The following is a 12,327-nucleotide window of genomic DNA, read 5'->3' on the forward strand; positions in this document are numbered from 1 at the left end:
TCCCTGCCCATGACACGCGACAAGCCACTCGACATCAAGATCTGCGGGCTGAAGACCGAGGAAGCCGTCGACAAGGCCGTTTCACTCGGCGCCACGCATATCGGCTTCATCTTCTTTCCGAAAAGCCCGCGCAACATCGAGCCCACGGATGCCGGGCGTCTGGCGGATCGCGTGCGCGGCCGGGTGAAGATCGTCGCCGTCACGGTGAATGCCGACAATGACGAGCTCGACGAGATCGTCGACCAGCTTTCCCCCGACATTCTCCAGCTGCATGGCAGCGAAAGCCCGGAACGCGTGCTGAACGTCAAGGCGGTCTATGGCCTGCCTGTCATGAAGGCCTTTTCGGTGCGCGAGGCGGACGACCTCAAGAAGATCGAGCCCTATATCGGCATTGCCGACCGGTTCCTGTTCGATGCCAAGCCGCCGGCCGGCTCCGAACTTCCGGGTGGCAATGGCGTGTCCTTTGACTGGACGCTCATGCATTTGCTTGACGACGGCGTCGATTACATGCTTTCCGGTGGGCTGAACAAGGATAATCTCGCCGAGGCCATCCGGCTGACCGGCGCACCGGGCATCGATACCAGTTCCGGCGTCGAAAGCGCGCCGGGCGTCAAGGATCTCGGCCTGATCGAAGCGTTTTTTGAAGCGGCACGAAAAGCGGAACACGAGACCGCCGTCGCAGGGAGAGGCAAGTGAACCAGTCACCCAACCTGAATTCGTACCGCGAAGGTCCGGACGAGGACGGCCGTTTCGGCATTTTCGGGGGGCGCTTCGTTGCCGAAACCCTGATGCCGCTGATCCTCGAGCTTCAGGACGAGTGGGACAAGGCGAAGACCGATCCTGCCTTCCAGGCGGAACTGAAGGATCTCGGCGCCCATTATATCGGCCGGCCGAGCCCGCTCTATTATGCCGAACGCCTGACGCAGCATCTCGGCGGCGCAAAGATCTATTTCAAGCGCGAGGAGCTGAACCACACCGGTTCGCACAAGATCAACAACTGCATTGGCCAGATCCTGCTCGCCAAGCGCATGGGCAAGACGCGCATCATCGCCGAAACCGGTGCGGGTCAGCATGGCGTGGCGTCCGCCACCGTCGCCGCACGCTTCGGTTTCCCCTGCGTCGTCTATATGGGCGCGACGGATGTCGAGCGGCAGGCGCCGAACGTCTTTCGCATGAAGCTGCTTGGCGCCGAGGTGAAGCCGGTGACGGCGGGCAGCGGCACGCTGAAGGATGCCATGAACGAGGCGCTGCGTGACTGGGTCACCAATGTCGACGATACCTATTACCTGATCGGCACGGCCGCAGGCCCCCATCCCTATCCGGAGATGGTGCGCGACTTCCAGGCCGTCATCGGCGCGGAAGCCCGCGAGCAGCTTCTGGCCGCCGAAGGCCGCCTGCCGGACATGGTGATCGCGGCCGTCGGCGGCGGTTCGAACGCCATCGGCATCTTCCATCCCTTCCTCGACGACAAGAACGTCCAGATCGTCGGCGTCGAAGCCGGCGGCAAGGGCCTCGACGGCGACCTGCACTGTGCCTCGCTGACCGCCGGCTCGCCGGGCGTATTGCATGGCAACCGCACCTACCTGCTGCAGGACGCGGACGGCCAGATCAAGGAAGGCCATTCGATTTCCGCCGGCCTCGACTATCCCGGCATCGGCCCGGAACACGCCTGGCTGCACCAGATCGGCCGCGCTGAATATGTGCCGATCATGGACGATGAGGCGCTGGAAGCCTTCCAGCTGCTGACGAAACTTGAGGGCATCATCCCGGCGCTGGAGCCGAGCCACGCGATTGCCGAAGTCATCAAGCGCGCGCCCAAGATGGGCAAGGACCAGATCATCCTGATGAACCTCTCCGGCCGCGGCGACAAGGATATCTTCACCGTCGGCAAGATCCTCGGCATGGAGCTCTAAGATGACCGCACGCATGGACAAACGTTTTGCGGATATCGCCGCCGAAGGCCGCCCGGCTCTCGTCACCTATTTCATGGCCGGCGATCCGGATTATGCGAGTTCCCTGGAGATCATGAAGGCGCTACCCAAGGCAGGCTCCGACGTCATCGAGCTCGGCATGCCCTTTTCCGACCCGATGGCCGACGGTCCGGCGATCCAGCTGGCCGGCCAGCGTGCGCTCGCCGGTGGCCAGACGCTTGCCAAGACGATCCAGATGGCCCGCGACTTCCGCAGGCACGACGATGCAACGCCGATCGTGCTGATGGGCTATTACAACCCGATCTACATCTACGGCGTCGACCGTTTCCTCGATGAGGCGCTCGAAGCCGGCATCGATGGCCTGATCGTCGTCGACCTGCCGCCGGAAATGGATGACGAGCTGTGCATTCCGGCATTGGCCAAGGGCATCAACTTCATCCGCCTGGCAACGCCGACCACCGACGAGAAGCGCCTGCCGACCGTGCTGAAGAACACGTCCGGCTTCGTCTATTACGTCTCGATGAACGGCATCACCGGCTCGGCCCTGCCGGATCCGTCGCTGATCGGCGGCGCTGTCGGCCGCATCAAGGCGCACACGACGCTGCCGGTCTGCGTCGGCTTCGGCGTCAAGACGGCGGAACATGCCCGCGCGATCGGCGCGTCGGCGGACGGCGTCGTCGTCGGCACGGCCATCGTCAACCAGATCGCCTCCAGCCTGACGGCGGACGGCAAGGCCAGTGCCGCCACCGTTGCCGGCGTCGAGACGCTGGTCATGAGCCTCGCATCGGGCGTGCGTGCGTCGCGCCTTGCGGCGGCGGAGTAAAGTTCCCACATGGGAACCACCATTATAACGGGAGTCTAGACCGTGAACTGGATCACGAATTACGTTCGGCCGAAGATCAACTCGATGCTTGGCCGCCCTGACCGGGATGTTCCGGAAAACCTCTGGATCAAGTGCCCGGAAACCGGCGAGATGGTGTTTCACCGCGATCTCGAGGAAAACAAGTGGGTCATCCCCGCTTCCGGCTACCACATGAAGATGCCGGCCAAGGCGCGCCTCAAGGATCTCTTCGATGACGGCGTCTACGAGGCCCTGCAGCAGCCGAAGGTGGCGCAGGACCCGTTGAAGTTCCGCGATTCGAAGAAGTACACGGATCGCCTGAAGGACAGCCGCACCAAGACCGACCTGGAAGACACGATTGTCGCCGGCGTCGGCAAGTCGCGCGGCGTCAAGCTCGTCGCGGTCGTGCATGAGTTCAACTTCATGGGCGGCTCGCTCGGCATTGCCGCTGGCGAGGCGATCATCAAGGCCTTCGAGCGGGCGATTGCCGAAAAATGCCCGCTTATCATGTTCCCCGCCTCGGGCGGCGCGCGCATGCAGGAAGGCATCCTGTCGCTGATGCAGCTGCCGCGCACCACGGTGGCCGTGGAAATGCTGAAGGAAGCTGGTCTGCCTTACATCGTCGTGCTCACCAACCCGACGACCGGCGGTGTCACGGCCTCCTACGCCATGCTGGGTGACATCCACCTTGCTGAGCCGGGTGCCGAAATCTGCTTCGCCGGCAAGCGCGTCATCGAGCAGACGATCCGCGAAAAGCTGCCCGAAGGCTTCCAGACGTCGGAATACCTGCTGGAACACGGCATGATCGACCTGGTCGTCAAGCGCCACGATATTCCCGATACGCTGGCCCGCCTTCTGAAGATCCTGATGAAGAAGCCGGCGGCGGCATCCCCTGTCGTGACGAACGGCGCTGTCGCCATCGCGGCGCAGTAAGAACCTCATCGCGAGGGCGGCATGACGATGGTAACGGCCAGCGAAGCGGCAGCGGAGATCGAGAAGCTTCTCGGTCTCCATCCCAAGGGATTCGATCTTTCGCTGGACCGCATCACGCGGCTTCTCACAGCCTTGGGCGACCCCCATTTGAAACTGCCGCCGGTCATCCATGTGGCGGGCACCAATGGCAAGGGCTCGGTCACGGCCTTTTGCCGTTCGATCCTCGAGGCCCAGGGCCTCAGTGTCCACGTCCATACCTCGCCCCATCTCGTCAACTGGCACGAGCGCTACCGGCTTGGTGTTGCGGGCGGTCGCGGCCAGTTTGTCGAGGACGCTGTTCTCGCCGATGCCGTGCGCCGCGTGGCGGACGCCAATGGCGGGGAAAAAATCACCGTTTTCGAAATCCTCACCGCCGTCACCTTCGTCCTGTTTTCCGAACATCCCGCGGATGTGGCGATCATCGAGGTCGGTCTGGGCGGGCGTTTTGATGCGACGAATGTCATGCCGCATCCGGCGGTCAGCGTCATCATGCCGATCTCGCTCGACCATCAGGCCTATCTGGGCGACCGCGTCGAACTGATCGCCGCGGAAAAGGCTGGCATCATGAAACGCGGCACGCCGGTCGTCATCGGCTACCAGTCGGAAGAGGCCGCCCGCGACGTGCTGATCGAGACCGCCGAACGGCTCGGCTGCCCCTATGCCGCCTACGGCCAGGATTTCATGGCTCATGAGGAATACGGCCGGCTCGTCTATCAGGACGAGTTCGGTCTGGCCGATCTGCCCTTGCCGCGCCTGCCGGGCCGCCACCAATATGGCAACGCAGCTGCTGCGATCCGCACCGTCAAGGCAGCCGGTTTCACCATCTCCGACCATGCCTTGGAAATGGGCCTCGTCCGCGTCGAATGGCCGGGCCGCCTGCAACGGTTGACGGACGGCGCGCTCCTGCGGCTTGCGCCGCGCGGCAGCGAGATTTGGGTCGATGGCGGGCACAATCCCGGCGCCGGCCAGGTCATCGCCGAGACCATGGCGAATTTCGAGGAACGCGAGGCGCGCCCGCTTTTCCTCATCACCGGCATGATCAATACGAAGGATCCGATCGGCTATTTCGAGCCGTTCGGCGGCCTTGCCGAACGGGTGTTCACGGTGCCGATCCGCGGCTCGGATGCCGGGCTCGATCCGGTGGCGCTTGCCGAGGATGCGGCGCGTGCCGGCCTTGAAGCAGCCCCCCTTCTGACGGTCGCCGATGCGCTGGCCGAAATCGGCAACATCACGGCGGAGGATTCCGTGCCGCCGCGCATCCTGATCGGCGGCTCGCTCTACCTTGTCGGCGATGTGCTCGCCGACAACGGCACGCCGCCCACCTGAAGAAATCCCGGCAACGCTCCGGCAACAAAAAAGCCCGGCGGAAAGCCGGGCTTTTTTGTCAAAACAGGCGTCAGCCGATCAGGCCGCGCTGGAAATCCACGAGGAGAGCGCCGTCTTCGGGGCTGCACCGACCTTGATGTCGGCCACTTCACCGCCCTTGAACATGGCGAGCGTCGGGATCGAGCGTACGCCGAACTGGGCGGCCAGTTCCGGGTTCTCGTCGATGTTGAGCTTGGCGACCTTCACCTTGCCGGCGAGTTCGGTGGCGATTTCTTCGAGCGCCGGGGCGATCATCTTGCACGGACCGCACCATTCAGCCCAGAAATCGACAACGACCGGCTCTGCGGAATTCAGAACTTCGGCCTGGAAATTGGACTGATCGACTTTAACGGTAGCCATGAGGCTCTCCTTGAACGGTGATTGTTGGTGAAGATGTGATGCTTCCGGCCCACGGTTTCAACCCCGGCCGATGATGGATCGTTCCGCCCGGTATCTCACTTTGCCGTGAGTTCGGCAAGGCTCGCCTCCATGACCCCGGCCTCCAGCCAATAGGTTTTCGCCGCTTCGGTATAGATCAGCCCGCAGCGGATTTCCCGGCCGGGATAGAGCGGTCCAAGGATTGCCCTATAGATCGCCAACTGCGCGCGATGTTCGAAGGGAATGGCCTCCGCCGAGGCCGGCGGCACCCGGTTCGTCTTGAAATCGACGATCTCCACCGCCGTTTCGCTGACGGCCATGCGGTCGATGCGGCCCGACACCGCATAGTCGCGGCTGCCCAGCGCCAATGTGCCCATGATCGACACTTCCGCCCGCGCCGCAGGGGAAAAGATCGTCGCAAGGCTCGCGTCGCCGATCACCGCCAGCGCTGCCGTCACAAGCGAGGCCTGTGCTGCCGCCGGCCAGTTGGCAGCGGCCCGTTCGAGATAGCGCCGCGCCGCCGCCGGCCGTTCGTTTGGGTCGAAGGACGGCAGGACCTGCAGGAACCGGTGCAGGATGCGCCCGCGTTCCAGCGCAATCCCGGCATCCGGACCGCTGCCGCCCCGCCGGCCAAACAGCGCCGAGGGCACCAGCAGATCCGCAGTATCCGTCTCGATCACCGCCGCTGCCCCGGATGGGCTCAGCGGTCGCGGCAGGGCTTTCTGCACCGGCAAGGGTTTGCCGAGCGCCTCGGGCAGGGCAATCCTGGTCTTCTCCTCAATGGAGGCCGCGATGACGTCGCCGACAGCCGCCGCGCCGGCCTCGCGCCAGGCGAGACCCTGCCAACTCTCGCCCGAAGTCGAAAACGTCGTTTCGACCGCCCGGTCGCTATCGGACTGCAGTGCCGCGGCGATCATCGGGTGCCAGGTGTCCTTGTTCTCCTGCCGCCCGCGGTAACCGCAGACCACCAGCCGGTCCGCCGCGCGCGTCATCGCAACATAGAGCAGCCGGCGGTATTCCTCTTCCGCGCCGGCCTTTATGCGCTCGGCATCGGCCGCGGTCAGCGCATTGCCGAAATCCTTCAGCGGCAGCCAGGCCGGCAGGCCACCGGCAAGGTTTTCCGCCGAAAGGAAGCGCAAGGTCGGCATGTGGCTGTGGCTGAAGGCCTTTGCCCCGCCATCGACGAGGAAAACGACCGGCGCCTCCAGTCCCTTGGCGGCATGCACGGTCATGATACGGATTTCGCCGCGCGCCTTGTCCTGCTCGCGCTTGACCGTCGGCGCCTCCAGTTCCAGCGTGGAAACAAAGGCTTGCAGACCCGGGAGGCCGTTCTCCTCCTGCTCCAGCGCGAAGGTGAGGAATTCGTCGATGATCTCGCCGGCTTCCGTGCCGAGCCGGGCAAGAAACGCCCGCCGCCCGCCGCCGGCACCGAGAATGCGGGCGTAAAAATCATGCACCGACTGGCCACGCGCGTCCCGGATAAGGTTTTCCAGCCGGCGAACGATCGGAAAGAGCAGGACATCGGCTTCGCCCACGGCGCGCAACCGCGCCCACAGGCCTTCCGTTTCGCCGCGTCGCGCCGCGAGCTCAAATAGCGCGTCCTCACCGAGCCCAAACAGCGGGCTTTTCAAGAGCGCCGCCAGCGAAAGATCGTCCTCCGGCAGCACGGCGAAGCGGCCGAGCGCCATCAGGTCCTGCACGGCGATATGTTTCGTCAGCACCAGCCGGTCGGCGCCGGCGACGGGCAGGTTGTGCCGCTGCTTCAGGGTGCGGGTGAGCGCATTGACGAAGGCGTCACGCTTGCGCACCAGCACGATGACGTCGCCGGCAGCCATCAGCCGCGCATTGCCCTTTTCCGTTACGGTCTCGCGGCCGATCCAGCCCGCCAGCGTGTCGGCGATGCGCCGCGCCAGCACGTTGATCGGCGCCTCTTCGGCCACGGCGTCGAAGGGTGCGGTCCAGTCTTCCTCGTCCAGGCCGGGCGGGGCGGCGATCACCTCCCAGATATCGACGGCCCCCGGTTCGAGCCCGCGATTGGAGGCATGCACGATCTCTCCACCATCCGGCGACAGTCCGCGTGCATTGCCAACGTCGAGAAAGACCCGGTCGACGGCCGACAGCACATCCCGCGTCGAACGGAAGGAAAGCAGCAGGCGAATCGGGCTGAAGGCGGTGTCCGCCGCCCGCGTGCGTCGCGAAACCTCGCGGCCCTCCTCGGCAAACCGCTCCGGCCGCGCGCCCTGGAAGGAATAGATCGACTGTTTCTCGTCGCCCACGGCGAAGATCGTGCGCCCTGCGATGCGCGCCGTTTCGCCGGCAAAGAAATCGTCGGTCAGGGCCTTCACGATCTGCCATTGCCGCGGGCTGGTGTCCTGCGCTTCGTCGACGAGGATATGGTCGATGCCCTGGTCGAGCTTGTAGTGCACCCAGGCGCTGACGCGCTCGCGGGTCAACAGCGCCGCCGTGCGGTCGATGAGGTCGTCGAAGTCGAGCAGGCTGCGCGCCCGCTTCAAATCCTCATAGTCGCCGATCAGCCGTTCGGCGATGACAAGGGCGGCCAGCGTCGCCTCAACCATGCGAAAGCGCCGCAACCGGTCGTCGCAGGCCGTGATATGCGCCTGCGCGGCCAGCAGCGCCTCTTCCAGATAGGGGGCGCTGTCACGCACCTTCTTGGAGAAGAATGAACGATCGAGGCTGCGCGGTGTGCCGGTGCCGGTGAAGAACAGATCGTAGAGCGCCGCTCGCCGTGCTTCGGCATCCGTCAGCTTTGTCAGGCCGCGCAAACCGGCAGCGGACGCTTTTACCGTTTCGCTGCCGAGGTTTTCAGCGGCGACGAGGTAGGATTCGAGCGTGACACCCTGCAGGCCATCGAGCGGCCAGAACGACGCCAGAATATCCTCCGCCGTCTCGTGCGGGTCCAGCCCGCTTTCCCGGCGCAGCACAGTCTCGATGCCACCGGCTTTCTCGGCAGTTTCGAGAAACTCGCGGATCGGCCCGCGGCGCGCGACGATGTCGGAGATCAGCCGTTCGAGCCCGGTATCGTCGGCAATGTCGAGCACGGTGGCGAAGGCGTCGGTCAGCGCCTCGTCGTCCTCGCTCGTCGTCGCCGTCAGCAGCGTGCGGCGGGCATCGGCCAGAAGCACCGCCGCCGCCCGGTCGTCGAGCACGGAAAAATGACCGGCCACATTGGCTTCCAGCGGAAACTGGTGCAGCAGCGCCTCGCAGAAGGCGTGGATGGTCTGGATCTTCAGGCCGCCCGGCGTTTCGAGCGCCCGGGCAAAGAGGCGGCGCGCCTCGGCGAGCTTGATAGCATCCGGCCGCCTGCCCTCGACGGCGGCGACACGCTCGGACAAGTCCGCGTCGGAGAGTGTCGCCCAATCGGCAAGCCGCTCGAAAACGCGGTTCGACATTTCGGAAGCCGCCGCCTTCGTATAGGTCAGGCAGAGGATGGCCGAGGGCCGGCAGCCGGCGAGCAGCAGCCGGATGACGCGCTGGGTCAGGACGTGTGTCTTGCCCGAGCCGGCATTGGCCGAGACCCAGGCCGAGCGGTCGGGATCCGACGCCGTCGCCTGTTTCTGCGATGTCCAGCTCAGCCAGGTGGCGGGATCGGCCGAGGCGGGCCGATCGTCCTTGGGAACACCGTCCTCAAGCATCCTCGGTCTCCCCGCCGTTTTCCGCCGACGACCATTCCGCGACCCGCGCCAGATGGTCGTATTCACCGCCATAGTCGCGTTCCTGCTCGGGAATGAGCCGGGAGGCGAAGCCGTAGCGTCCCTCGATCAGCCCGGTGAGCAGCTTTTCCAGCTCCGTCAGGGAATCCTCGGCGAGGTCGGCCGCCGATTTCGGTATCGTGCCGGCGGACTTGGCATGTTCGTTGTTGACCTGCTCGGCCTTGAACCGCTCGCCGGGCTTGAGCCGCACATAGAGAAGGTTTGCCGGCTCACGGATGCCCGGCCCGCGGAAGGCACCGCGCTTCAGCGCCGCTGCCTCCAGTGCCAGCTGCGGATCGAGCAGCGCCCGCGCCACCTTGAGCGAGGGCGTGCTGCCGGTCTTGTAGTCGAGAATATCGGCGCTGCCATCCGGCAGGATGTCAATCCGGTCGGCGATGCCGGTCAGCCGTATTCCGGCGACGCCGAGATCCAGTGAGGCCGGAACTTCCGTCAGGCTTTCGCGCACGCCGCCGGCCCGTTCGAGATGCCATGTCACGAAGGCGCGGGCGACGGCGGCAAAACGTGGGCGCCAGACCGCGTCGATGTGCGGCGGCAGCGCCACGGCATCGAATTCCTCGTTCAGGATGCGGGTGACGAGGGTGTGGGGCTCGCCCGTCGCCTCTTCCCGCACGAAACGATCGACGATGCGGTGGTAGAGCGAGCCGCGCTCGGCCGGCCCCGGATCGAGGTTGAACGGCGCGATCGGATCGAGGCGCAGGATATGCCGGGCATAAATCGCGTATGGGTCGCGCCGCAGACGGCCGATCTGGCTGAAGGAGTATTTTCTCGGCTGCAGCTCGGCGGGTGGTCGCGGTGCCGGGCGTGTGGCATTCGCCACATTGGGTCCCTTGTCGATCTGGTTTGCCCAGTCGATGACGTCCTTGCCGCGCAGGCGCAGATCGGCCGCCAGAACCGGCCCGCCGACGGCGATGAGCCGTTGCAGCCAGCGCGAGGCGACGGTCGGTGCCGTACCGTTGCGCAGCGCCCGGGTCAGGATCAGCTTGGGGGTCGCGGCCGCCATCTGCAAGTCATGGCCGAGCTGGCCGATCCGCCGTTCCGGCGGCTCCAGGCCGATTTCAACCTTCATGACGCGCGACAGGAAGGCATCGTTCGTCGCCTGCCCCGGCCAGGTGCCCTCGTTCAGGCCGCCGATCACCACGGTATCGACGCTCTGGAGGCGCGATTCGAGCGCGCCGAAAATGAAGACGCGCGGATGGCGCATGGAGCGCGGCTTGACGCTTTCGCTCGCCGCCAGCGCCTCGATGATGTCGCACCATTGCGGCCCGTCCGCCTCGATCTGCCCGTCGGTTTCCATCACGCTTTTCAACAGGTTGGCAAGGGCATCGCCCGCCTCGCCGGACCAGAGCGCGGCAAGGTCGCCACGCTCGTCCACCGCCACGGCTTCCAGCGCGCGGCCGGTGCGCTCCGACCAGTCGGAAACGGTGAGTTTCGAGGAGAAGCGCCGCCCGGTGCGGCTCTGCTGCACAAGCACGCCGGCCAGCGGCTCGACGGCGTCTGCGACGCGCCGCGCAAGGTCGCGGGCAAGCGGGATCGCCTGCTCCGGCAGCGCCGTGCGCCAGACGGGCGGATGGCGGTCGTCGGCCTGGCGCTCCAGAGCGGCATCAAGCAGGGGTTCGAGCGTGGAAATGTCGATCTCGGCCGTGCCCCCGCGCAACGCCGTCAGCTCCAGCGCGGTGACCGCGACACCGAGATCCCCGGCAGGCAGGCCGAAACGCGCGAGCGGATGTTTCAGAAGGGCGACGAGCGGCACCGGATCGCCGGGGCGCAGCGCCGCCTCCACCAGCAGCCGCAGAAGCGTGCCCTGCGGTGTCGACAGGAGCGGCGTGCCGGCCGAATCGTCCGCCTCGATGCCGAAGCGTGCAAGTTCCGCCGCCACGCGCCGGCCGAGCTTGCGGTCGGGCGTGATCAGCGCGGCCTGGGCATCCTCGCCGTCCTCCAGCGCAAGACGCAGCGCAATGGCGATCGCCAGCGCCTCTTCCCGCTCATTGGCGGCCTCGACGAGCGAGACGTCACGAAAGGCGTCCGCCAGCTGATCGGCGTCGAGCGTGCCGCGAACATCGCCCCAGCTCGCCGTCGCCTGCGTCGGCAGGAAGGCGCTGGAGAGGATTTGTGCGCGGTACTCCAGCGCTTCAGGGGGCGTGCCGAGCGGCTCGACATCGCCGCGGGTGCAGCCCATGCGGGCGAGCAGGCGGTGGAGACCGTATTGCGGATGGCTGCGGGCGGCCGCATCCGGTTTCTGCGCGCCCGCGCCCTGATGGCCGACAAGCAGCCATTCGGCATCGGACATGAAACGGTCGAGCCCCGGCAGGATGACGACGCCGTTCGGCAGTTTTGCCACGGCGGCGATGAGGCTCGCCGTCGCGGGAATGGAGCCGGTCGAGCCGGCGATGATGACGGGGCCTGCGGGCGGCGCGTGTCTGTAGCGCTCGGTTTCGGCATGCAGCGTCGCATTGCGCCGGAGCGATGGCGAGGAGCGGTTGAGTTCGGTCAGCCGCGCCGGCCAGTATTCGCTGGCGATCTTCAAAAACGCGGCGGTAAGCTGCCACCAGAGCGCATGGTTGGACACGTCGAGATTGTCGAGCGCCAGCCAGTCGAGCTCTTCCGTCTCCATCGCGTCGATGATGTCGGCGAGGTTGCGGGCAAGCCAGACGGCATCCGCCGGGCTTGCCGGCGCCACCAGCGGGCTTTCGGCATGCACGGCGGTGACGGCGGCCGGCAGGCGGTTGCGCCAGGCGAGCACGAGGCGGGCGAGTTCGAGGAGCCGCGTCGGCCCGGAAAGCGGTTCCGCCATGTCGAGCAGCGCGGGCGTCACCTCGTCGAAGAAGCCGCTGTCGTCGTCGGTCTCGCCCAGCGCCCGGATGACCGGCAGGATTGCTGAGCGCCCGCCGAGAAGATCGACGAATTCCGAGCGCAGCACGCGGGCCGAACGCCGCGTTGGCACATAGACCGTTACGTCGGCCAGTGCCAGCGGATCGGCCGGATCATAGGTGAAGCCGGGCACCAGCTGCCCGTCGATCAGGGTCGAGGCCACCGTCTTCAAAAAGGGCAGGCTCGCCGGAATGGAATAGATACGGCCGCGTCCTGTCATGGCAGGTCTCCGGGGAGGGTA

8 protein-coding genes are annotated in these 12,327 nt (G+C 65.9%); 5 read left to right on the forward strand and 3 right to left on the reverse strand.

From position 1 onward, the window contains the following. The first annotated feature begins 9 nt into the window (after window positions 1-9). From GR138_RS21915 to GR138_RS21935, 5 genes are read left to right on the forward strand one after another with little or no spacing between them, the layout of a single operon-like run. Window positions 10-696, forward strand: coding sequence for a phosphoribosylanthranilate isomerase (locus tag GR138_RS21915; RefSeq protein ID WP_160861390.1), 687 nt, complete (start codon window positions 10-12; stop codon window positions 694-696). Continuing rightward, window positions 693-1,913: a tryptophan synthase subunit beta gene (trpB, locus tag GR138_RS21920; RefSeq protein ID WP_160861391.1), complete on the forward strand. Its 1,221-nt coding sequence runs from the start codon at window positions 693-695 to the stop codon at window positions 1,911-1,913. The genes GR138_RS21915 and trpB overlap by 4 nt, the downstream gene beginning before the upstream one ends. 1 nt (window position 1,914) lies before the next feature. Continuing rightward, window positions 1,915-2,754, forward strand: coding sequence for a tryptophan synthase subunit alpha (gene trpA, locus GR138_RS21925; RefSeq protein WP_160861392.1), 840 nt, complete (start codon window positions 1,915-1,917; stop codon window positions 2,752-2,754). 42 nt (window positions 2,755-2,796) lie between these two features. Further along, a complete protein-coding gene (gene accD / locus GR138_RS21930; protein WP_160861393.1) occupies window positions 2,797-3,705 on the forward strand; it encodes an acetyl-CoA carboxylase, carboxyltransferase subunit beta in 909 nt (302 codons plus the stop codon). A gap of 21 nt (window positions 3,706-3,726) precedes the next feature. Continuing rightward, window positions 3,727-5,070, forward strand: coding sequence for a bifunctional folylpolyglutamate synthase/dihydrofolate synthase (locus GR138_RS21935; RefSeq protein ID WP_160861394.1), 1,344 nt, complete (start codon window positions 3,727-3,729; stop codon window positions 5,068-5,070). A 78-nt stretch (window positions 5,071-5,148) separates the two neighbouring features. Here GR138_RS21935 and trxA read toward each other — a convergent pair whose 3' ends face one another. The 3 genes from trxA to addB all read right to left on the reverse strand — a co-directional run bounded on the left by trxA (window position 5,149) and on the right by addB (window position 12,306). After that, window positions 5,149-5,469, reverse strand: coding sequence for a thioredoxin (trxA, locus tag GR138_RS21940; protein ID WP_160861395.1), 321 nt, complete (start codon window positions 5,467-5,469; stop codon window positions 5,149-5,151). Window positions 5,470-5,564: 95 nt separating this feature from the next. Then, window positions 5,565-9,140, reverse strand: coding sequence for a double-strand break repair helicase AddA (gene addA / locus GR138_RS21945; protein ID WP_160861396.1), 3,576 nt, complete (start codon window positions 9,138-9,140; stop codon window positions 5,565-5,567). After that, on the reverse strand, window positions 9,133-12,306 hold the full coding sequence (addB, locus tag GR138_RS21950) for a double-strand break repair protein AddB (RefSeq protein ID WP_160861397.1): 3,174 nt from the start codon (window positions 12,304-12,306) through the stop codon (window positions 9,133-9,135). Before addB ends, addA begins: the two co-directional genes overlap by 8 nt. Between the last annotated feature and the right edge of the window lie 21 nt (window positions 12,307-12,327).

The sequence above is a fragment of the Shinella kummerowiae genome, assembly GCF_009827055.1.
Taxonomy (GTDB): Bacteria; Pseudomonadota; Alphaproteobacteria; order Rhizobiales; family Rhizobiaceae; genus Shinella; species Shinella kummerowiae.

Excerpts from the sequence above, each read along its gene's own strand:
- GR138_RS21915 (WP_160861390.1), top strand. The coding sequence starts at position 10 with ATGACACGCGACAAGCCACTCGACATCAAGATCTGCGGGCTGAAGACC.
- trpA (WP_160861392.1), top strand. The coding sequence starts at position 1,915 with ATGACCGCACGCATGGACAAACGTTTTGCGGATATCGCCGCCGAAGGC.
- GR138_RS21935 (WP_160861394.1), top strand. The coding sequence starts at position 3,727 with ATGACGATGGTAACGGCCAGCGAAGCGGCAGCGGAGATCGAGAAGCTT.
- trxA (WP_160861395.1), bottom strand. The coding sequence starts at position 5,469 with ATGGCTACCGTTAAAGTCGATCAGTCCAATTTCCAGGCCGAAGTTCTG.
- addA (WP_160861396.1), bottom strand. The coding sequence starts at position 9,140 with ATGCTTGAGGACGGTGTTCCCAAGGACGATCGGCCCGCCTCGGCCGAT.
- addB (WP_160861397.1), bottom strand. The coding sequence starts at position 12,306 with ATGACAGGACGCGGCCGTATCTATTCCATTCCGGCGAGCCTGCCCTTT.